Annotated in this window: 19 protein-coding genes; 11 read left to right on the top strand and 8 right to left on the bottom strand. The window is 72.3% G+C overall.

Annotated elements, in window-relative coordinates:
* Positions 1-228: 228 nt before the first annotated feature.
* The 6 genes from RKD20_RS31045 to RKD20_RS31020 all read left to right on the top strand — a co-directional run bounded on the left by RKD20_RS31045 (position 229) and on the right by RKD20_RS31020 (position 6418).
* Positions 229-1404, top strand: a complete 1176-nt coding sequence (locus RKD20_RS31045; protein ID WP_424880585.1) for a prenyltransferase/squalene oxidase repeat-containing protein — start codon at positions 229-231, stop codon at positions 1402-1404.
* The gene (locus RKD20_RS31040; protein ID WP_424880584.1) at positions 1401-2048 is read left to right on the top strand and encodes an SCO2322 family protein; all 648 of its coding nucleotides are present in this window, start codon (positions 1401-1403) and stop codon (positions 2046-2048) included. The genes RKD20_RS31045 and RKD20_RS31040 overlap by 4 nt, the downstream gene beginning before the upstream one ends.
* Positions 2038-3129, top strand: coding sequence for an energy-coupling factor transporter transmembrane component T (locus RKD20_RS31035; protein WP_424880583.1), 1092 nt, complete (start codon positions 2038-2040; stop codon positions 3127-3129). Before RKD20_RS31040 ends, RKD20_RS31035 begins: the two co-directional genes overlap by 11 nt.
* Positions 3126-4853 (top strand): ABC transporter ATP-binding protein, encoded by a 1728-nt coding sequence (locus tag RKD20_RS31030; RefSeq protein ID WP_424880582.1) that lies wholly within the window; start codon positions 3126-3128, stop codon positions 4851-4853. Before RKD20_RS31035 ends, RKD20_RS31030 begins: the two co-directional genes overlap by 4 nt.
* The gene (locus tag RKD20_RS31025) at positions 4850-5713 is read left to right on the top strand and encodes an ECF transporter S component (protein ID WP_424880581.1); all 864 of its coding nucleotides are present in this window, start codon (positions 4850-4852) and stop codon (positions 5711-5713) included. The genes RKD20_RS31030 and RKD20_RS31025 overlap by 4 nt, the downstream gene beginning before the upstream one ends.
* 285 nt (positions 5714-5998) lie before the next feature.
* Positions 5999-6418 carry a transglycosylase SLT domain-containing protein gene (locus RKD20_RS31020; protein ID WP_424880580.1) on the top strand — a complete coding sequence of 140 codons (420 nt, stop codon included), beginning with the start codon at positions 5999-6001 and terminating at the stop codon, positions 6416-6418.
* 12 nt (positions 6419-6430) lie between these two features.
* Here RKD20_RS31020 and RKD20_RS31015 read toward each other — a convergent pair whose 3' ends face one another.
* Positions 6431-7681 carry an alpha/beta hydrolase gene (locus RKD20_RS31015; RefSeq protein WP_424880579.1) on the bottom strand — a complete coding sequence of 417 codons (1251 nt, stop codon included), beginning with the start codon at positions 7679-7681 and terminating at the stop codon, positions 6431-6433.
* Positions 7682-7785: 104 nt separating this feature from the next.
* On the opposite strand from RKD20_RS31015, the gene RKD20_RS31010 reads away from it, so the two are divergent.
* A complete protein-coding gene (locus tag RKD20_RS31010; protein WP_424880578.1) occupies positions 7786-8484 on the top strand; it encodes a YoaK family protein in 699 nt (232 codons plus the stop codon).
* A 25-nt stretch (positions 8485-8509) separates the two neighbouring features.
* On the opposite strand, the gene RKD20_RS31005 is transcribed toward RKD20_RS31010, so the two are convergent.
* On the bottom strand, positions 8510-9343 hold the full coding sequence (locus RKD20_RS31005) for an alpha/beta fold hydrolase (RefSeq protein WP_007381675.1): 834 nt from the start codon (positions 9341-9343) through the stop codon (positions 8510-8512).
* 105 nt (positions 9344-9448) lie between these two features.
* On the opposite strand from RKD20_RS31005, the gene RKD20_RS31000 reads away from it, so the two are divergent.
* Entirely contained in the window at positions 9449-11701 is a 2253-nt protein-coding gene (locus tag RKD20_RS31000) for a helix-turn-helix domain-containing protein (protein ID WP_424880577.1), read from the top strand.
* A 41-nt stretch (positions 11702-11742) separates the two neighbouring features.
* Here RKD20_RS31000 and RKD20_RS30995 read toward each other — a convergent pair whose 3' ends face one another.
* On the bottom strand, positions 11743-12912 hold the full coding sequence (locus RKD20_RS30995; RefSeq protein WP_355737633.1) for a steroid 3-ketoacyl-CoA thiolase: 1170 nt from the start codon (positions 12910-12912) through the stop codon (positions 11743-11745).
* Between the two features lie 221 nt (positions 12913-13133).
* On the opposite strand from RKD20_RS30995, the gene RKD20_RS30990 reads away from it, so the two are divergent.
* Positions 13134-14372 (top strand): cytochrome P450, encoded by a 1239-nt coding sequence (locus RKD20_RS30990; protein WP_424880576.1) that lies wholly within the window; start codon positions 13134-13136, stop codon positions 14370-14372.
* Here the strand turns inward: RKD20_RS30990 and RKD20_RS30985 are convergent.
* The 3 genes from RKD20_RS30985 to RKD20_RS30975 all read right to left on the bottom strand — a co-directional run bounded on the left by RKD20_RS30985 (position 14359) and on the right by RKD20_RS30975 (position 17878).
* Positions 14359-15522, bottom strand: a complete 1164-nt coding sequence (locus RKD20_RS30985) for a flavin-containing monooxygenase (protein ID WP_424880575.1) — start codon at positions 15520-15522, stop codon at positions 14359-14361. The two genes, RKD20_RS30990 and RKD20_RS30985, sit on opposite strands and share 14 nt — an antisense overlap.
* A complete protein-coding gene (locus RKD20_RS30980; RefSeq protein WP_424880574.1) occupies positions 15519-15725 on the bottom strand; it encodes a tetratricopeptide repeat protein in 207 nt (68 codons plus the stop codon). The genes RKD20_RS30985 and RKD20_RS30980 overlap by 4 nt, the downstream gene beginning before the upstream one ends.
* A 146-nt stretch (positions 15726-15871) precedes the next feature.
* A complete protein-coding gene (locus RKD20_RS30975) occupies positions 15872-17878 on the bottom strand; it encodes a bifunctional glycosyltransferase 87/phosphatase PAP2 family protein (protein ID WP_424880573.1) in 2007 nt (668 codons plus the stop codon).
* Positions 17879-18188: 310 nt separating this feature from the next.
* On the opposite strand from RKD20_RS30975, the gene proP reads away from it, so the two are divergent.
* Both proP and RKD20_RS30965 read left to right on the top strand, forming a co-directional pair.
* Positions 18189-19553 (top strand): glycine betaine/L-proline transporter ProP, encoded by a 1365-nt coding sequence (proP, locus tag RKD20_RS30970; RefSeq protein WP_424880572.1) that lies wholly within the window; start codon positions 18189-18191, stop codon positions 19551-19553.
* 87 nt (positions 19554-19640) lie between these two features.
* Entirely contained in the window at positions 19641-20312 is a 672-nt protein-coding gene (locus tag RKD20_RS30965; protein ID WP_424880571.1) for an O-methyltransferase, read from the top strand.
* Positions 20313-20323: 11 nt separating this feature from the next.
* Here RKD20_RS30965 and RKD20_RS30960 read toward each other — a convergent pair whose 3' ends face one another.
* Together RKD20_RS30960 and RKD20_RS30955 are read right to left on the bottom strand one after the other, a co-directional pair.
* Positions 20324-20716, bottom strand: coding sequence for a hypothetical protein (locus tag RKD20_RS30960; protein ID WP_020116060.1), 393 nt, complete (start codon positions 20714-20716; stop codon positions 20324-20326).
* 157 nt (positions 20717-20873) lie between these two features.
* A complete protein-coding gene (locus tag RKD20_RS30955) occupies positions 20874-21446 on the bottom strand; it encodes a hypothetical protein (RefSeq protein ID WP_424880570.1) in 573 nt (190 codons plus the stop codon).
* Position 21447 lies beyond the last annotated feature (1 nt).

The following is a 21447-nucleotide window of genomic DNA, read 5'->3' as shown; positions in this document are numbered from 1 at the left end:
GTGCAATTCCGGCGCTGACCCTCCCCCAGTGCCTCAAGGGCCTGGGAGGTGCCCCCACCGTAAGCCGCCCCCGGGGCGGCGAGCCGGACTGCCCCGTACGGTTCGTGACCGGCTCGCGCGCATCGGCAACCGGCCGGTGTGCGGCATCGTCCAGGTATACGGAGCCGAGCCGCCCGGGGTCCTCCCGTGCTGCCCGGCTCTCCGCAGGGAGAAGGGCATCCGCCGATCATGAACGTCCGCCGCAGCGCCGCGGTCCTGGCCGCCACCGTCGTGATCGGCACGGCCACGCCCGCCGTCGCCGCCTCGCCGTCCCCGTCGCCCTCCCTGCCCTCGGGGCTGTACGGCAGCAGCGACCCCACGTACGACGGGGTATGGCGGCAGTCGCTCGCACTGATCGCCCTGTACCGGGCGCACGCGGAGCCCGCCGCCGAGGCCGTCGACTGGCTCGCCGGGCAGCAGTGTCCGAGCGGTGCGTTCCCGGCGTTCCGCGCGAACCCGGCCAAGGCCTGCGACGCCAAGCTGATGGTCGACACCAACAGCACGGCCGTGGCGGCCCAGGCCCTGTCCGTGGTCGGCGGGCACGGCGGCGCGGTCACGAAGGCGGTGGCCTGGCTGAAGTCCGTCCAGAACAAGGACGGCGGCTGGGGCTTCGCCCCCGGCGGGGCCAGCGACGCCAACTCGACGTCGGTGGTGATCGGCGCGCTCATCACCCAGCACACCCGCGTCTCGACGATCCGCAACGGCGGGAAGTCGCCCTACGACGCCCTGCTGAAGCTGTCCCTGCCCTGTGCCGACGGGGGCGCCTTCGCCTACCAGCCGGACAAGAAGGGCAAGCTCAGGGCCAACGCGGACGCGACGGCGGCGGCGGTCGTCGCCGCGCGCGGGACGAACTTCGTGACGGCGAGGGCCGACACCGGCAGGGAGACCACCTGCGCCGACGCCTCGTCCCTCACCCCTGCGCGGGCCGCGGCCAACGGAGCCTCCTTCCTCGCCGAGGCGGTCGCGAAGGACGGCTTCCTGAAGTCCGCCCTCCCCGGCGCCGAGGACCAGCCCGACTACGGCAACACGGCGGACGCGGCCGTAGCCCTCGCCGCGCAGGGCGGTCCCGAGGCCGCGCGGGGGCCGCTGGCGTGGCTGGAGCGCAACTCCGCGAAGTGGGCCGCGCAGAGCGGCCCGGCGGCGTACGCCCAGCTGATCCTCGCCGCCGAGGCGAGTGGCGCCGACCCGGGCGACTTCGGCGGCACGGACCTGGTGAAGGAGCTCACCGCGACGGGACCGGCGCCGGTCACCGCGTCCCAGGACGACTCCGACAGCTCCGTGTGGTGGATGATCGGCGCGGGTCTCGCGGCCGGCGCGGGCATCGGCTTCCTGCTCAGCAGCCGCAACAAGAGGAAGCGGCCGTGACCCGACGGGCGGCCCTCCTCTCCCTCGTGGCGGGCCTCCTGCTGGCCACCGTGAGCCCGGCCCACGCCACCGGGTACCGCTACTGGTCCTTCTGGGACCGCACCGGCACGACCTGGACCTATGCCACCCAGGGCCCCTCGACCGCGGTCCCCTCCGACGGAGACGTCCAGGGCTTCCGCTTCGCGGTGAGCGAGGACTCGTCGGACGCGACGAAGCCCCGCGGGTCGGCGTCGTTCACGGGGATCTGTGCGGACACGCCCGCCCGGGAAGGCCGTAAACGAGTGGCCCTGGTCCTCGACTTCGGTACGGCCGCGGACGCCCCGTCCGGCGAGACACCCCCGGCGGGCCGCACGGAGTGCGCGTCGGTCCCCCGGGACGCGACCACGGCGGAGGCGCTGGCATCGGTCGCCGAACCCCTCCGGTACGGCACGAACGCCCTGTTGTGCGCGGTCTCGGGGTATCCGGAGACGGGGTGCGGGGAGCCGGTCGCGGAGCACGCGGAGAACGGCGAGAAGGGGACCGCTGCGAAGAAGAGCGCGTCGGACTCCGGTCCGTCCGTGGGCCTGTTCGCGGGTCTGGCGGCGATCGTCGTACTGGGGGCGGCAGCGGCATGGCAGACGAGGCGGCGCAGGAATGCCCCGTAGCTCCTCCGTCCGGTCCGAGTCCCTGCACCCCGGCGCCTGGTGGCTCTGGGCCCTCTCCCTCGGGATCGCGGCCACCCGCACCACCAACCCCCTCCTCCTCGCCCTCCTCGTCGTCGTCTCCGCCTACGTGGTGGCGACCTGCCGCCGCCCGACCCCCTGGTCCCGCTCCTACACCGCGTTCCTCAGGCTCGCCCTCGCCGTGCTCCTCGTCCGCCTCCTCTTCGCGGTCGTCCTCGGCTCCCCCATCCCCGGCACCCATGTGCTCGTCACCCTCCCCGAAATCCCCCTGCCCGACTGGTTCCAGGGCATCCGCCTGGGTGGCAGGCTCACGGCGGAGGCCCTGGTCTTCGCGCTCTACGACGGCCTGAAACTGGCCACCCTCCTCGTCTGCGTCGGCGCGGCGAACGCCCTCGCCAACCCCCACCGGCTCCTCAAGTCCCTGCCCGGCGCCCTGTACGAACTCGGCGTGGCCGTGGTGGTGGCCCTCACCTTCGCCCCCCATCTCATCGCCGACGTGCAACGCCTGCGCGCCGCCCGCCGCCTCCGAGGCCGCCCGGACACCGGCGTCCGCGGTCTCCTCCAGGTCGGACTCCCGGTCCTGGAGGGCGCGTTGGAACGCTCGGTCGCCCTGGCCGCTGCCATGGACGCCCGCGGTTACGGCCGTACCGCCGAGGTCCCGCCCCGAGTCCGCCGTACGACCACCGCGCTCACCCTCGGCGGCCTGCTCGGCGTCTGCGCGGGAACGTACGGACTCCTCACCGCGGAGGGCGGCACGTACGGCGTCCCCGTGCTCCTCGCCGGGCTCGCCGCCGCCCTCGCGGGTCTGCGTCTGGGCGGCCGCCGCACCCCGCGCACCCGTTACCGCCCTGACCGCTGGACGGCCCGGTCCCTCCTGGTCGCCGGTTCCGGCGCGGCCGTGGCGGCGGTGATGTTCCTCGCGAGCGTCGCCGATCCGGTCGCCCTGCACCCCGGCGTGGTGCCGCTCGTCGCCCCCGTCCTCCCCCTGTGGCCGGCCGCGGCGGTCCTCGTGGGCCTGCTGCCGGCCTTCCTCGCCCCCGCCCCCAAGGAGCCGTCGTCGTGATCCGCTTCGAGGATGTCTCCGTGATCTACGACGGCGCGTCCGAACCCACCGTCCAGGGCATCGACTTCCAGGTGCCCGAGGGTGAACTCGTCCTGCTCGTGGGCCCCTCGGGGGTCGGCAAGTCCACGGTCCTCGGCGCGGTCGGCGGCCTCGTCCCGCACTTCACCGGCGGCACCCTGCGCGGCCGGGTCACGGTGGCCGGCCGCGACACCCGCACCCACAAGCCGCGCGAACTGGCCGACGTGGTCGGCACGGTGGGCCAGGACCCGCTGTCCCACTTCGTGACGGACACCGTGGAGGACGAACTCGCCTACGGAATGGAGTCGTTGGGCCTGCCGCCGACGGTGATGCGCCGCCGGGTGGAGGAGACCCTGGACCTGCTTGGCCTGGCTCCGCTGCGCGACCGCCCGCTGGCCACCCTCTCCGGCGGCCAGCAGCAGCGCGTGGCGATCGGCTCGGTCCTCACCCCGCACCCCGACGTGCTGGTCCTGGACGAACCGACCTCGGCCCTGGACCCCGCGGCGGCGGAGGAGGTCCTGGCCGTCCTCCAGCGTCTGGTCCACGACCTGGGCACCACGGTCCTCATGGCCGAACACCGCCTGGAACGCGTCATCCAGTACGCCGACCAGGTGGCCCTCCTGCCGGCCCCGGGCGCACCCCTGCGGGTGGGCACCCCGGCCGAGATGATGGCCGTGTCCCCGGTGTACCCCCCGGTGGTGGACCTGGGGCGACTGGCGGGCTGGGCGCCGCTGCCGCTGACGGTGCGGGACGCACGGCGCAGGGCGGGGGACCTGAGGGAGCGGCTGGCCGGACGGGTACCGACAGGCAACGCACCCGCGGCCGCCGACGGCGGGACCGCCCCACAGGGGCCACCCGCACCCGACCACGAAAGCGAAACGGGTGGTGCGGGTGGGAACCCCGGAACGCCCCGCCGAAGGCGGGCGTTCCGCACGCGACCCACCCCACCCGCACCAAACCTCGCCGACGTCACCGCCCTCTCCGTCCGCCGAGCCCAGATCCAGGCCCTGACCAGCATCGCCCTCACCATCCGCCCCGGCGAGACCATCGCCCTCATGGGCCGCAACGGCGCCGGAAAGTCCACCCTCCTCAACACCCTGGTAGGGCTCGTGGCACCGAGCACCGGCACAGTCCAGGTAGGCGGCGCCCCACCTCACCGCACCCCGCCCCGGGACCTCGTCCGCCGAGTCGGCCTCGTGCCCCAGGAACCCCGCGACCTCCTCTACGCCGACACGGTCGCCGCCGAGTGCCACGCCGCCGACACCGACGCCCACGCGGCCCCCGGCACCTGCCGCGCTCTCGTCACCGGCCTGCTCCCGGGCGTGACCGACGACACCCACCCCCGCGACCTGTCCGAAGGCCAGCGCCTCGCGCTCGCCCTCGCCGTGGTCCTGACCGCCCGGCCGCCGCTGCTGCTCCTCGACGAGCCGACCCGCGGACTGGACTACGCGGCGAAGGCCCGTCTCGTCCGCCTGCTCGGAGAACTCGCCGCCGAGGGTCACGCGATCATGCTGGCCACCCATGACGTGGAACTCGCCGCCGAGCTCGCCCACCGGGTGATCCTGCTGGCCGAGGGCGAGGTGATCGCCGACGGCCCGGCGACGGACGTCATCACGTCCTCCCCCTCCTTCGCCCCGCAGGTCAGCAAGATCCTCGCCCCACAGCGCTGGCTCACCGTCGCCGAGGTGCGGAAGGCCCTGTCATGACCCGGGACCCCGTCACGACCCGCGACCCCGTCGTGACCCGGACTCCCGTCAGGACCCGAGCCGTCCACCTCGGCCCCCGCTCCGTCCTCACCCTCGCCCTGGTCAGCGCCGTGGGTGTCGCCGCCTTCGGCTGGCCCTTCCTCGCCCCGCCCACCTCCCAGGTCGGCGCCCACGCCCAGGACGCCCCCTGGCTCTTCGCCGGGCTGCTGGTCCTCCTCGTCGCGGTGGTCGCCGCGGCACTCGCGGAGTCGGGGCTGGGCCCCAAGGCGGTGGCGATGCTCGGCGTGCTCGCCGCGACCGGCGCCGCGCTCCGGCCGATCGGCGCGGGCACCGCGGGCATCGAGCCGATGTTCTTCCTGATGGTGCTCAGCGGCCGCGTCCTCGGCCCGGGCTTCGGCTTCGCGCTCGGCAACGTCACGATGTTCGCGTCCGCCCTGCTCACGGGCGGGGTGGGACCGTGGATGCCGTTCCAGATGCTGGCGATGGGCTGGTTCACGATGGGCGCGGGCCTGCTGCCGGTGCCCGTCCGTGCGCGGGGCCGTACGGAGGTCCGGCTTCTGGCCGCCTACGGCTTCCTCGCCGCCTTCGCCTACGGCACCGCCATGAACATGGCCGGCTGGCCCTTCCTGGGCGCCCTCGCCTCGGATATCGCCTTCGACCCGCACGCCGGTGTCCCCGCCAACCTGGCCCGTTTCGTCGCGTACTGCCTGGCCACGTCCGTCGGCTGGGACCTCGGGCGGGCCGTGGTGACCGTCGTCCTGACGCTCACCCTCGGTCCGGCCCTCCTCAGGGCGCTGCGCCGGGCCACCCGCCGCGCGGCCTTCGAGGCCCAGGTCACATTCGAGGCGCCCGAGCGGTGAAGCGCCCCACATGACCCAGCTCACCTACTAAGGGGAACAGTAGGAACATTTCCGACATAACACCCATCGCGCACCCCCTCTGACCTGCGCTTTGAGAGCCGGATCACAGGGGTGGTCTTTCCCGGCGATTCGACCACAACTAGTAAAAGGGGTCATTGCGGACGCCGTCCGAGCCTGTTTCTGTGGACGACGTCGCACGGCGCCGACAAGCCCACGGGCCTCGGCGCCGACGCATGTTCCCCGGGGCAGCGAGCGACACCACCGTCCCCGAAGAAAAGGTTCCTCGTGTCCGTCTCCCGCTTCGCCCGCCGCATCGCTTCCCCGAAGAAGGCCATCACCACCGTCGCGATGGCCGCCGCCACCGCCGGCCTGGTCCTGACCGCGGCGCCGGCCCAGGCGGCCACGACCAACTCCTCCGTCCAGGCCAAGGCCATCGCGCACAAGATGATCCCGAACGCCGCGCAGTACAACGCGTTCAGCAGGATCGTCGAGCACGAGAGCGGCTGGGACGTCAACGCCACCAACTCCTCCTCCGGCGCCTACGGCCTGGTCCAGGCCCTGCCGGGCTCCAAGATGGCCTCCGCCGGCTCCGACTGGAAGACCAACGCCAAGACCCAGATCAAGTGGGGCCTGGACTACATGAACTCCCGCTACGGCAGCCCGACCGCCGCCTGGGCCTTCTGGCAGGCCAACGGCTGGTACTGAGCCGCCGCGCGGTCACGGCCGTACGCCGTCGAAGAACCGCACCACCTGGGAGGCCGACACCAGGACCGATCCGAAGTGGTCCACGGCCCCCTGATCGACCACCCGCACCCTCGCTCCCTGACCTGCGAGGGTGCGGGCGCATGTCCGGGTGTTGGCGAGGGGCACGTCGGTGTCCCCGGCGGCTGCGTACAGCCGCACCGGCACCTCCGGCTTCCAGCCGCAGGTGTGGTCGGCGCTCCGCATGGCGTCCAGCACGGCGCCGGACGGGTGCCGCAGCCGCTCGTGGAAGGCGGGCGTGAGCAGCTGTTTCACCGAGGGCGCGAGTCCCCTGACGACGTCCTCCTGCTCGTGGCTCCCGTCGAGCAGGCTCTCCACCCGGCTCGCGTACGGCGCGCGGAAGGCCTCGGACGGGTCCTTGTAGAGGGGGTGCAGGCGGTTCTGCGCGACCAGCCAGTACGCGATGTAGAGGACCCCGCTGGTGTCGTTGACCCGGCCGTCGAACAGCGCGGGCATCTCCTGGCCCTCCAGGTCGTACGGGCCGCTGACCGGTGCGAGGGCCACCAGCCGGAAGTGCCGGTCGGCGCCCGCCTGAAGAGCCTTCCCGAGCGCCATGGCGACCTGGCCGCCCTGCGAGAAGCCCGTCGCGTACACCGCGCCGGTCGGCGGGCGGCCGAGCCGTTCCGCCGCCGTCCGCGCCGCGCGCAGCATGTCGACGGAGGCGGTCACCGACGAGGCGGTGTCCATGTACGGATGCGGACCCGGCCCCTTGCCGAGACCGAGGTAGTCGGGGGCGGCGACCGCGCGGCCCGCGGCCGCGTTGACGTACGACGGCACCCGCCCGAAGTCCTCGCTCACCGAGGGCGCGTAGTCGCGGTCCACCATCGTGCCGTGGGTGTCGGAGACCAGGTCGAGGCAGTGGCCGCCGCCCTTGGGAAGCGTCAGCAGCCCGGTCGCGGTGGTGGGTTCGCCGTACGGGTCGACGGTCCGGTACGTCAGCCGGTACGCCCGTAAGCCGTACCGCACCCCGTCGGCGTCGACGTCCCACCCGCTCAGGAACGACCTGACCTGCCCGGCGTCCCGGTCGGCGACCGGCGTGACGGCGACCAGGTCACCGCGTCGCGTCTGCTGCGTCCGCTCGCCGGCGGCTGCTGCCACCGGGGCCGCGGCGAGCCCGGCGAGCAGCAGGGCCGCGGCTGCGGCGAGTCCCCTCCGCGTGCGCCGGCCCGCCCGCTGCCCATGAGATGTGCGCGTGTCGTCACTCATGTCCTCGACGCTACGGACGCGCGGGTCACCCCCGACATCCGAGAGTCCCCCGCATCCGTGGTGGACTTGGGTGCACCCCGACCGTCCGGCCGTCCGGAGACCCGATGAGCGAACAGAGCGGCGCCGACACGCGGGCAGCCCGCGATCCCGAGGCGCGCGGGCTGCGCCTGGTGGCCGTGCTGCTGGGGCTGACGGTGGTCAGCGGACTGATCGACGCCGTCAGCTATCTCGGCCTCGAACACGTCTTCACCGCGAACATGACCGGCAACGTGGTGGTGCTCGGGTTCGCCGCGGCCGGGGCCCCCGGCTTCTCGGTGGAGCACACGCTGACCTCGCTGGTGTCCTTCGTGGTGGGCGCGATCGCGGGTGGCCGGGTCGCCGTACGGCTCGGCTCCGGCTCCCGCCGCACCTGGGCCCGCCTCACGCTCGGCGCCGAGGCGGTGCTTCTGGGGATCTCGGCCGTGGTCGCCTTCGCCGCGCCCGGCGCCACGGCCACCGCCTACACGCTCATCGCCGTCACGGCGTTCGCCATGGGCCTGCGCAACGCCACGGTCCGCAAGCTCGGCGTCCCTGACCTGACGACGACCGTGCTGACCATGACGCTGACCGGCCTCGCAGCCGACTCCCGGGCCGGCGGCGGCCCCGGCACCCGCTCCCCCCGGCGCACGGCGTCCGTGGTCGCGATGGTCGCCGGGGCCGGGATCGGCGCGTGGCTGGTGCTCCACCACGGCCTCGGGATTCCGCTGGCCATCGCGGCGGGGCTGGTTGCCCTGCTCGCGGTGACCGCGTCGGGGCGCGAGTGACCGCTTTTTCAGGAGCTGCCAGGAGCTACTTGGCCAGGAAGGCCAGCAGCGCCGAGGTGACCTCCTCCGCGTGGGTCCACAGCAGCCCGTGCGGCGCGCCCTCGATCTCGACGTACTCGGCGGACGGCAGCAGCGCGTGGAAGGGCCGGCCGGTCGCGTCGATCGGCAGGATGCGGTCGCCGGTGCCGTGCAGGATCAGCGCCGGTACGTCGATCTTCGCCACGTCGGCCCGGAAGTCGGTGATCCAGGTCGGCACGCAGGCCACGGAGGCGTGCGCCGAGGCACCCGCCGCCACGTTCCAGCTGCCCCGGACGGCCGCTTCGCTGATCCGGCTGCCGAGCGTCTCGTCCAGGTTGTAGAAGTCCTGGTAGAAGGCGTCGAAGTAGGCGTAACGGTCCTTGGTCACGGCCTCCAGGATCCCGTCGAACACCGACTGGTCCACGCCCGTCGGGTTGTCGTCGGTCTTCAGCAGGAAGGGCTCCAGGGAGGCCAGGAAGGCCGCCTTCGCGACCCGGCCCGAGCCGTAGGTGCCCAGGTAGCGGCCCACCTCGCCGGTGCCCATCGAGAAGCCGACGAGGACCGCGTCGGTCAGGTCCAGGGTGGTGAGGACCTTGTCGAGGTCGGCGGCGAAGGTGTCGTAGTCGTAGCCGGTGGTGGGCTGCGAGGAGCGGCCGAAGCCGCGGCGGTCGTAGGTGATGACCCGGTGGCCGGCCTCTAGCAGCGCGGGGAGCTGCTTCTCCCAGGAGTGGCCGTCGAGCGGGTAGCCGTGGATCAGCACGACGGGCTGTCCGGTGCCGTGGTCCTCGTAGTAGAGCTCGATCGGCGCGCTGTTCTCCGCGCCAACGGTGATGTACGGCATGTCGGTTCTTCCTCCTTGGACGGGGAGTCCAGCTCACCAGTGGCGGCCGGTTCGCGCCAGGCAGAAACACAGGCGGAAGTAGGAAGCGCTGTTCTAATTGTCATGATGACCAGGCACACTGCACCCTCCGCGACCCCCTTCGGCGGCACCCTCCGCTCCCTGCGCCGGGCTGCCCGGCTGACCCTGGAGGAGCTCTCCGAGGCCTCCGGAGTCAGCGTCCGCGCGCTCGGTGACCTGGAGCGCGGTCGCAGCCGCGGGCCGCAGCGCCGTACCGTCGACGCCCTCGCCGCGGCCCTCGGGCTCGACGACGAGCAGCGCGAGCGCCTGCAGCGGCTGGCCGACACCGGCCGGGAACGCGGCGGGGCGCCGACACCGCCGTATCTCCTGCGGACCGTCCCGGACTTCACCGGCCGGGAGCAGGAGCTTGCTGAGCTGGAGTCCCTGGGCACCGGCACCCGTACGCGTGCCGTGGTGCTCTTCGGGCCGGGCGGACAGGGCAAGACCACGCTCGCCGCGGAAGCGCTGCGCCGCCTTTCCGGCTCCTTCCCGGACGGCTGTGTCTGCGTCCAGCTGCACGGCATGAGCGACTCCCCGCTGCCGGCCGACGAGGCTCTGGTCCTCCTGCTGACGGCGCTCGGTCTCCCGCCGGATCGGATACCGGTCGACCCCGCGGCCCGCGAGGCCGCCTACCGGGCCACGCTCGCCAGCCGCCGCGCCCTGGTCGTCCTCGACGACGCGGCCGACGAGGCCCAGACCAGACCGCTGTTGCCGGACGCCGAAGGCAGTCTGGTGCTGGTCACCAGCAGGCGTCCGCTGGCCGGTCTGGAAGGGGTACGGCGAATCCGGCTCGGCGGGCTCAGCGGCGGCGAGTCGGCGACGCTCCTGGAGCGGATCCTGGGCACCCCGCGCGTCGACGGGCAGTCCGAGTCGGTCACCCGGCTGACCGAGCTGTGCGGGCACCTCCCCCTGGCCCTGCGGATCGTCGGCAACCGTCTCTCCAGCCGCCCCAGTTGGACCCCGGCCCACCTGGTGGGCCAACTCGCCGACGAGGGACGCAGGCTGAGCGGACTGATCGCCGGCGACCTCGCCGTACGCAGCGCCCTGACCCTCTCCTACGGCCAACTCACCTCGCCGCACCGGCTGTTGCTGCGCCGACTCTCCCTCGTCCCCGGCCACGACACCGGCCCCGACCTCGCCGCCGTGCTGACCGACGAGGACCCGCTCACCACCGAGGACTCCCTCGACCTGCTGGTCGACCGGGGCCTGCTGGAGGAGTCCACGCCCGGCCGGTACGCCCCGCACGATCTCGTACGGCTCTTCGCGCGGGAGCAACTCGGCGCCGAGGAAACGGAGTCGGTGACCCGGGAGGTGCGGCGGCGCATGGCGGACTGGCTGTTGCGGTCGGCCTCCGCCGCGGGCCGCCGGTTCGAGGCACCCGGCGCGCCGGAGCCCTGGCCGGGCGAACCCGCCCCCTTCACCCCCGGGTCCGCCGAGGAGGCGGAGGAGTGGCTCACGGCCGAGCGCTCCAACTGGGCGGGCGCCCTGCCCCTGATGTTCGCGGCGGACCGGCACCAGGAGATCCTGCACGCCTCGCGCACCCTGTACTGGTTCTCCGACCGCTGGTGCCTGTGGCCCGAGTGGCGGACCCTCTTCTCCCACGGCGCCCGGTCCGCCGCCGCCCTCGGGGACCGAGCGGCCGAGGCCCACCAGCTCAACTGCCTCGCCTGGGCCCACTCGGTCGGCGCGAGCCGGTTCGAGGAGGCCGAGCAACTCGCCCGCCAGGCACTGGAGTTGGCCTCGGAGACCGGTGACCTGGACCAGCAGGCCTGGGCGTGGTCGTACATCAGCGGGGCCTGCATGGGCCAGGGCCGGCCCGCGGAGGCGGCGGAGGCGGCCGCCCGGGCCACCCACCTCTTCGACACCACCGGGGACTCCACCGGCAAGGCCGTCTCCCAACGCGTCCTCGGCACCGCCCTGCGCGAGTCAGGCCACGCCGAGGAGGCACTGGCCCTGCACCGGGCTCTGCTCGGCACCCGGCCCGGGGACGTGCCCGGCCTGAACGAGTTCGTCGAGGCGCTGCTGCGCTGCGAGACGGCCCGGGATCTGCTGGCCCTGGAACGCTGGTCCGAGGCTGCGGAGACCTTCCGGACCGTCGGCACCCCCCTCGACCACGCCGGCATCGACCGTCTGCGCGCCCACACCTCCCTCGGCCTCGCCACGGCCCTGGAACACTGCGGTGACCCCGCCGAGGCCCGCGAGCTCTTCGTCCGGGCCCGCGACCTGTACACGGCATTCGGCGACACGGCGTACGCGGCGGAGGCGAGAGCGGGGGTCGAGCGCCTCGGACACATCGACTGAGACGCGGCACCGCGAGACCCTCACCCTCCTCGACTGGACGCCTACAGCCGCTGGATGATCGTCCCCGTCGCCAGCGCCCCGCCCGCGCACATCGTGATCAGCGCGAACTCCTTGTCCGTGCGCTCCAGTTCATGCAGGGCCGTCGTGATGAGCCGGGCCCCGGTGGCCCCCACGGGGTGCCCGAGCGCGATCGCGCCGCCGTTGACGTTGACCTTCTCCAGGTCCTGTTCGAAGACCTGGGCCCAGCTCAACACCACGGAGGCGAACGCCTCGTTGATCTCGACGAGGTCGATGTCCTTGAGGGACATGCCCGCCTTGCCGAGGACCGCGCGGGTCGCGTCGACGGGGCCGTCGAGGTGGAAGTGCGGGTCGGCGCCGACCAGCGCCTGTGCCACGATCCGGGCCCGCGGCCTCAGCTTCAGCGCCCGCGCCATCCGCTTCGACGCCCACATGATCGCCGCGGCGCCGTCGCTGATCTGGGACGAGTTGCCCGCCGTGTGGATCGCCGTCGGCATGACCGGCTTGAGGCCCGCCAGCGCCTCCATGGACGTGTCGCGCAGCCCCTCGTCCCGGTCGACGAGCCGCCACATGCCCTGCCCGGCCCGCTGTTCGTCCTCGGTGGTCGGCACCTGGACGGCGAACGTCTCCCGCTTGAAACGCTCCTCGGACCAGGCGACGGCCGCCCGCTCCTGGGAGATCAGGCCGAGCGAGTCGACGTTCTCGCGGGTCAACCCCCGGCGCCGCGCGATCCGTTCGGCCGCCTCGAACTGGTTGGGCAGGTCGACGTTCCACTCGTCCGGGAAGGGCTTGCCCGGCCCGTGCTTCGATCCCGAGCCCAGCGGCACCCGGGACATCGCCTCGACACCGCAGCTGATGCCGACGTCGATGACCCCGGCCGCGACCATGTTGGCGACCATGTGGGAGGCCTGCTGCGAGGAGCCGCACTGGCAGTCGACCGTCGTCGCCGCGGTCTCGTACGGCAGCCCGACGGTCAGCCAGGCGGTGCGCGCGGGGTTCATGGACTGCTCGCCGGCGTGGGTGACCGTGCCGCCGACGATCTGTTCCACCGCGTCGGCGGGGATGCCGGCGCGGCCGAGGAGTTCTCGGTAGGTCTCGCCCAGCAGATATGCGGGATGCAGATTGGCGAGCGCGCCGCCGCGCCTGCCGATGGGGGTACGGACGGCTTCGACGATCACGGGTTCGGCGGCCATGGGTGCGGGTCCTCTCCTCCGAACGGATCCATGGAACTAGTACGTGTTCTAGTTGGCGCGTGCTTGCAGTCTGCGGACGGTCCGGCCACCACCGCAAGGGTCTTGCAGGCAATTGGGGCCTCTGCACCCCTTGCCTCTTGTAGAACCCGTTACTACCTTCACGGCAGCTCTGTTCCTGATGGGCCGTCAGAAAGTTGTCGAACGGCTGGAGTGAGTTGCCGATGTCGTGTCCAGCGCTTCCCGACGGGTTCGACTTCACCGACCCCGACCTGCTGCAAAGCCGCGTACCGCTGCCGGAGTTCGCCGAACTGCGCCGGGCCGAACCGGTGCGCTGGATCCCCCAGCCGGGCAATGTTGCCGGCTTCCAGGACGAGGGGTACTGGGCGGTCACCCGGCACGCGGACGTCAAGTACGTCTCCACCCACCCGGAGATCTTCTCGTCGTACCTCAACACGGCGATCATCCGCTTCAACGAACGCATCGAGCGCGACGCGATCGACGCGCAGCGGCTGATCCTGCTCAACATGGACCCGCCGGAGCACACCAGGGTCCGCGGGATCGTCCAACGGGTGTTCACTCCCCGGGCCATCCGCGCCCTGGAGGAACGCCTGCGCAACCGCGCCCACGCGATCGTCGAGCGCGCGACCGCCCTGCCCGGCGGCTCCTTCGACTTCGTCACCCAGGTCGCCTGCGAACTGCCCCTGCAGGCCATCGCCGAACTCATCGGCATCCCGCAGGACGACCGGGCGAAGATCTTCGACTGGTCCAACAAGATGATCTCGTACGACGATCCGGAGTACGCGATCACCGAGGAGGTCGGCCAGGAGTCGGCCATGGAGCTCATCGCCTACGCGATGAACATGGCGGCCGACCGCAAGCAGTGCCCGGCCCAGGACATCGTCACGAGGCTGGTGTCGGCGGAGGACGAAGGCAGCCTGAACTCCGACGAGTTCGGCTTCTTCGTGCTGATGCTGGCGGTGGCGGGCAACGAGACGACCCGCAACGCCATCACCCACGGCATGCACGCCTTCCTCACCCATCCCGACCAGTGGGAGCTGTACAAGGCCGTGCGCCCCTCGACGGCGGCGGAGGAGATCGTCCGCTGGGCCGCCCCGGTCAACGCCTTCCAGCGCACCGCCACCCAGGACACGGAACTCGGCGGCAAGCAGATCAAGAAGGGCGACCGGGTGGGCATCTTCTACGCCGCCGCCAACCACGACCCAGAGGTCTTCGAGAACCCGGACGTCTTCGACATCACCCGCGATCCCAACCCGCACCTCGGCTTCGGCGGCGGAGGCCCGCACTACTGCCTCGGCAAGTCCCTGGCGGTCCTGGAGATCGACCTGATCTTCAACGCCATCGCCGACGCCATGCCGGACCTCCGCGCGACCGGCGACCCACGCCGCCTGCGCTCGGCGTGGATCAACGGCGTCAAGGAGCTGCAGGTCACGCTGGGCTGACCCCTGTTCCGGCGCTGCGGGCCGACGGCTTCCGCGAGCTGTCGGCCCGTTCCGGCACGGAAGCCCGGCCGGTCCGCCCCGCCAGATGCCGTACGACGAACTCCGCGTCGCGCCCCACGCCCTGGATCATCGACGAGGCCATCGCGTACTGGAACAGCCGCCCCACGAAATACAGCCCCGGCCGCCCCTCGACGACCCCGCGCCGCTGCACCGGCTCCCCGTCCCCGTCGAACACGTCCAGGTCGATCCACGAGACGTCCGGCCGGAACCCGGTGCACCACAGCACGTTGGCCACCTCGGGCCGGGTGCCGTCGGCCAACTCCACACGTCCGTGGCGCACTCCGGCCGTACGGGCCACCCGCTCCACCCCGGCCGCCTTCAGGTCCCTCGACTTGACCCGGATCAGCGGCGCGCTGTGCGCGAGCACCCTGGGCCGCGTCTTCCGCCCCATCGGCGTCCGTACGGTGAGCACATGCCGGAAGAGGAAGAACAGCACCGGTGTCAGCGCCCGGGACACCCGCCGCTCGATCCGCCAGGGGATCTGCCCCGGATGCGGTCCGGACAGCAGGACGCGCCGCGAGGCCGACAGCTCCAGCGCGATGTCCGCCCCCGAGTTCCCGGCCCCGACGACCAGCACCGGCCCGTCGTGCAGCTGACCCGGACCGCGGTAGGAGACGGCAGGCAACTGCCGTACGCCCGGATCGAGTTCGGCCGCGAAGTCCGGCACTTTGGGCAGCCGGTCGTACCCGGCCGCGATCACCACGTTGTCTGCCGTGTACGTCGGTGCCCCGTCCGTCTCGACGACATACCGTGTCCCGTCGTACGACAGCCTCCGCACCCGCACCCCGGTCCGCACCGGCAGCTCCGCCCAGGCCGCGTACGCCTGGAGGTAGTCGGCGAACTCGTCCCGGGTCGGGAACGCCCAGTCGTCCCCGGGGTACGGCAGTCCCGGCAGCCCGTCGAAGCGTGCGGGGCTGAACAGCCGCAGCGAGTCCCACCGCTCCCGCCAGCAGTCGCCGATCCGCTCGCCCGCCTCCAGGATCACGAAGGGACGCCCGCGGCGTGCGAGGTGGTACCCGGTCGCGAGCCCCGCCTGTCCGCCACCGACGACCACGGTCTCGATGTGCTCGTGCTGTTGTCCGGTGTTCATGCCGACTCCTCGGTCCCGCGGTCGGCCCCCGTCCGTGTCCGGCGGTCGGCCTCGTAGATCGCCACGGCCTGCCGCAACATCCGCTCCGCCTCGGCGTACTCGCCGCTCACCCGCAGCAGCACCCCGAGTTCCGCGGCACAGTCGGCGAGCCTCAGCCGGGCCGTCCGTACCTGTTCGCGGAGGGTGGTCACGTCGTCGGACACGCTTCGATGCTCGTCGCGCGGGCCGGGCGCGCGCATCGACAGGACGCCCGGCGTCCCGCCCTTCGGCCAGCTCCGGTTCCACGAGCCCATTGCACCGCGCCGAACCGTCACCCGTCATCCGGCAGCACCCCTCGGGGGCGCGGGACTCACCGCTTCACGAGCGCCCGCTCCTCATCGGCCTCCGCCGCCACACGCACCACCCGAGCCCGGGGCCCCTGGAACAGATACGACAACCCGAACCCGCCGGCGACAACGGCCGCCCCACCCACCGCGTCCAGCACCCAGTGGTTCCCCGTGGCCACGATCGCCGAGACGGTGAACAGCGGGTGCAGCAGTCCGAGTCCCTTCATCCACCACCGGGGCGCGATGATCGCGATGACGACCCCGCACCACAGCGACCACCCGAAGTGCAGCGAGGGCATCGCCGCGTACTGGTTGGTCAGCGCGGTCAGGGTCCCGTAGTCCGGCTTGGAGAAGTCCTGCACGCCGTGCACGGTGTCGATGACCCCGAGCGCCGGCATCAGCCGTGGCGGGGCGAGCGGATAGAGCCAGAACCCGACGAGGGCCAGCAGCGTCGCGAACCCGAGCGAGGCCCGGGCCCACCGGTAGTCCACCGGGCGCCGCCAGTACAGAACGGCCAGCACGCTCAGCGGGACCACGAAGTGGAAGGACTCGTAGTAGTGGTCGAAGAAGTTCCGCAGCCAGTCGACCTTGACGACCGCGTGGTTGGCCCAGTGCTCGATGTCGATGTGCAGCAGGCGCTCCAGATCGAGGACCTGCTGCCCGTGCTTCTCGGCGGTGGCCCGCCCCGCGGAGTTGCTGCCGCCGGTCGCCGCGAGTCTGACCTGCTGGTAGGCGGCGTACGTGACCCGGATCAGCAGGAGTTCGAGGAGCAGGTTCGGACGCGTCAGCACCCGTCGCAGGAACGGCAGCAGCGGTACGTGCCGGAACCGGGCGGGCACCCGAGGGGCGTACTGCGTGGCGATCGGTGTCCGGTAGTACGGCGAGGTGCGCGACAGGAAGGGGATCGCCGTGGCGGCGGCGAGTGCGGCCAGCAGCACCATGTTGTCCCGCAGGGGGTACAGCGTCGCGATGTGCGGCAGCAGCATCTTCGTCGGCAGGGTCATCACCACGACGACGGCGACCGGCCACACGTACCGGTCGGAGGCCCGCTTGCCGACCCGCCCGACCACCGCGAGCAGCACCCACAGCAGCTGGTGCTGCCAGGTGGTCGGCGAGACGGCGATCGCCGCGCAGCCGGTGATCGCGACGGCGAGCAGCAGCTGGCCGTCGCGGGCGTAGCGGACGGCCCGGCGTACGCCCAGCGCGGCGACGGCCGCGCCGAGCGCCAGGAAGAGGGTGATCTCCAGCGGCCCGGCCACGCCCAGGCGCAGCAGCAGGCCGTGCAGGGACTGGTTGGCGAGGTCGTCGGCGGGTCCGCCGAGGCCGGTGCCCGCGATGTGGTGCACCCAGTAGGTGTACGAGTCGTGCGGCAGCGCGGCCCAGGCGAGCGCGGTACCGGCGACGAAGGTCGCGGCCGCGGTGAGGGCGCCCCGGCGGCGGCCGGTGAACCAGAGCAGGGCCGCGAAGAGCAGGACCGTGGGCTGGAGGGCGGCGGCGAGCCCGATGAGCAGACCGCTGACCCGCTCACCCCGGACGGCGAAGCAGGCGACGAGGACCAGCAGGACCGGAATGATGCTGGTCTGCCCGAGGTAGAGCGTGTTGCGCACGGGCAGCGACAGCATCAGGAGGCTGATCGCGACCGGCGCGGCGAGCAGTGAGGTGCGGCGGCCGACCGGCTGGGGCAGCGCGCGGGCGGCGACGAGACCGAGGGCGACGACGAGGAGCAGGGTGCCGAAGGTCCAGCCCCAGCCGAGCGCCTGTTCGGCGGCGCGGGTGAGCGGCTTCAGGACAAGTCCCCCGAACGGGGTACCGGTGAACTGCGTCGAGTCGTACAGCGACCCCTTCACATGCAGGACACCGTCCGGGCCGACCCAGGTCTCCAGGTCCGTCAGCCGCTCGCCTCTGGGGGTACGCAGGACCACGGCCACCTCGCGCAGGGCGAGGACGGCCGCCACCAGCCACAGGGCGAGCCTGGCCGCACGCATCCGCGCCTGGACCTCGGTGGTCCCACTGTGCTCCGCATTCGCCACGCCGCGTCGGCCTCTCGTCCCGTTCGTGCCATGCGTCCGTGAAGAAGGACGCAGGCCACCCCGGCTTCACCTGACGTCCGCTTCGTTTTGTCCGAATGACGATAGTCCGCCCCGACGGCCGGCGCGCAGCTGGACGCGAGATGGATCACATGCGCTCGGGGAAGGCGCCTTGCCGACCAGGCACGGGGTACCTCAATACGGCACGTTTATGTACGCTCCGCGACCGGACCCGAGCGGCACGTAAGCCCGGCAAGTCCACCTATGGTCGCTTTTTGCCCTTGTCCCCGTCGAAAGGCAGGCGAGCGAAGTTTTGCCGAGTGCCCCCGCCCTCTCTCACCCCGCCCGCACCCCTCACGACCCCGGCGCCTCCGAGGCCGTGACCGTCGACCCGGCCCTCGTGAAACGTGCCGTGAAGGCCGCCGCGCTGGGCAACGCCATGGAGTGGTTCGACTTCGGCGTCTACAGCTACATCGCCGTCACCCTGGGCAAGGCCTTCTTCCCGTCCGGCAACCCGACCGCCCAGCTCCTGTCGACGTTCGGCGCCTTCGCGGCGGCCTTCCTGGTCCGCCCCCTCGGCGGCCTGGTCTTCGGCCCGCTGGGCGACCGCGTGGGCCGCCAGAAGGTCCTCGCCGTGACCATGATCATGATGGCGGCCGGCACCTTCGCCATCGGCCTGATCCCGTCGTACGCTACGATCGGCGTCGGCGCCCCGCTGCTGCTCTTGGCCGCCCGCCTGGTCCAGGGCTTCTCGACCGGCGGCGAGTACGCGGGCGCGTCCACCTTCATCGCCGAGTACTCCCCCGACAAGAAGCGCGGCTTCCTCGGCAGCTGGCTGGAGTTCGGCACGCTCGCCGGCTACATCGCCGGCGCGGGCCTGGTCACGCTGATGACGGCCCTGCTGTCCACCGAGGACCTGGTGTCCTGGGGCTGGCGGATCCCGTTCCTGATCGCGGGCCCGATGGGCGTCATCGGCCTCTATCTGCGGCTGCGCCTGGAGGAGACCCCGGCGTTCACGGCCGAGACCGAGAAGGCCGAGTCCGCCCGCCGGAAGGTCCCGCTGCGCGAGATGATCACCGGCCAGTGGCAGGCCCTGCTGCTGTGCGTGGGCCTGGTCCTGGTCTTCAACGTCACCGACTACATGCTGCTGTCGTACATGCCCAGCTACCTGACCAGCGAGCTCAAGTACGACGAGACGCACGGCCTGCTGGTCGTCCTCGCCGTGATGGCGCTGATGATGGTCGTCCAGCCCTTCGCGGGCGCCCTGAGCGACCGCATCGGCCGCCGCCCGGTGATCGCCGCCGGCTGCGCGGGCTTCCTGTTCCTGTCCGTCCCGGCCCTGCTGCTGATCCGCCAGGGCAGCCTGTTCGCGATCGCGCTCGGCATGGGCGCGCTGGGTCTGCTCCTGGTGTGCTTCACGGCGGCGATGCCATCGGCCCTCCCGGCGCTCTTCCCGACCCGGGTGCGCTACGGCTCCCTGTCGGTCGGCTTCAACGTCTCGGTGTCCCTCTTCGGTGGCACGACCCCGCTGGTGGTGACCGCGCTGATCGGCGCGACCGGGAACATGATGATGCCCGCCTACTACATGATGGCCGCGGCCGTCGTCGGCGGTGTGGCCGTGTGGTTCATGACGGAGTCGGCGGGCCGCCCGCTGCCCGGCTCACCGGCTCAGCGGTAATTCCCCTGACAGGAGTCGGGAGCACGCCTATATTCATTAGCGCAACTAGTTAGCTGACCTAACTAGGCATATGAAAGGCATAGGTGTATGAGCGAGTCGCAGTTCTGGGACGACGTCGACGACTACTTCACCGCCCACCTCGCCCCGGAGGACGAAGCACTCCGGGCGGCCTTGCGCGACAGCGAGGCCGCCGGTCTCCCGGCCATCGCCGTCACGGCGCCGCAGGGCAAGCTCCTCCAGCTCCTGGCCCAGATCCAGGGCGCCCGCACGATCCTGGAGCTCGGCACGCTCGGCGGCTACAGCACGATCTGGCTGGCCCGCGCACTGCCCGCCGACGGCCGCCTGGTCTCACTGGAGTACAGCCCGAAGAACGCCGAGGTCGCGAACCGCAACCTCGCCCGCGCGGGCCTCGACAAGGTCGTCGAGGTACGCGTCGGCCCCGCCCTGGAGTCCCTCCCCCGGCTGGCCGACGAGAACCCGCCCCCCTTCGACCTGGTCTTCATCGACGCCGACAAGGCCAACAACCCGCACTACGTGGAGTGGGCCCTCAAGCTCACCGGCCCGGGCAGCCTGATCGTGGTGGACAACGTCGTACGGGGCGGCCGGGTGGCCGACCCCGACAACCCCGCCCCCGACGTCCGGGGCACCCGCACCGCGCTCGAACTGATCGGACAGCACCCGAGGTTGAGTGCCACGGCGATCCAGACGGTGGGCAGCAAGGGCTACGACGGTTTCGCGCTGGCGCGCGTCCTGCCGTAACCCCTCGACGATCAAACCTCGTGGTAGAAGCCGACGTTGACGCTGCGCGGGGCGGTGCGGTCGCGGATGACGATCTCCCCGTTGCCGCCCCGGGGCAGCGTCACGGAGCCGCCGTAGACCAGCGGCTGCGCGTAGGCCCCGGCCACCAGTTGCACCTCGGACGAGGGATCGGGCTGCGAGCCCTGGAGCCAGGTCACCTGCCAGACGCCCTCGGGCCCGCACAGGAACTCCAGGTGCACCCGGGAGACGAACAGCCAGTCGTCGGGGGTCGCGAGCCGGCACACGGACTTGTCCCGGCCCACCCGCAGCACGGTGCCCGGGTCACTGGGCGCGTCGGCCATCTGCATACCGGCCGTGGCACCCTCCTCCGCCGCGGTGACGACGGCCATGGTGAGTTCGAGCACGTGCGCTCCTCCTGGAAGGTCCTTGCGCGGCAACCACGTCGGCTCGCCGCCGCCGCATGATAAATCGCCCGGCACGGCGGTGTCCGGCACAAGGCACGCAAGACCGGCCCGCCCCCCGACTTCGGGCGACAGGCCGGTCGTACGTACGGACGAGACGTCAGCTGTGCAGCAGCCGCTCCGTCAGCTCGCGGTAGTCCCGCAGCGCCAGCCGGAGTTGCTCGGTGTCGCCGGCGCTCACGGCCTTGTTCTGGCCGCCGTCGCCGGTCTGCCAGGAGTTGCGCAGGGTGCGCCGACGCTGCTTCACGGCCTCGGCGAACCGGGCGGCGGCCTCCTCCAGCACGTGGTCGGCCTCCTCGACGGCGGACCGGGGTTCGTCGACGAACCCGGCGACGGCGTGCTGGAGCCGCGCGCTCAGCTTGTCGCACTCGTCGTGCGGCAGCAGCCGGGCTTCGCGAGTGCTCCCGCCCACATCCCTCCCCTTACCGACACCGGCGGTCCCGCGGCCGAGGCCGGACGCCTTGTCACGACCGACGACGGAGTCACCGCCGAACCCACCCTCGTCACCACGCCGCTCGGCGCCGGTGGTGCCCGCCGCACGTCCCTTCTGGTCCAGATCAGGAGCCTCGGTCTCGGTGGGCGTCACCAGCGGGCTGTGCGAACCCTCGGGGTCGTCGCCCGTACCCCTGCCGGTCCGCCCCTCGGCCCCCGGCCTGCTCGTGGCATCCGTCATG

Origin of the sequence: Streptomyces sp. SLBN-8D4 (genome assembly GCF_049739545.1) — a bacterium.
Classification (GTDB): Bacteria; Actinomycetota; Actinomycetes; order Streptomycetales; family Streptomycetaceae; genus Streptomyces; species Streptomyces canus_C.
The sequence above is the reverse complement of the archived record's forward strand: the minus strand, read 5'-3'. Positions and strand labels throughout refer to the sequence as shown.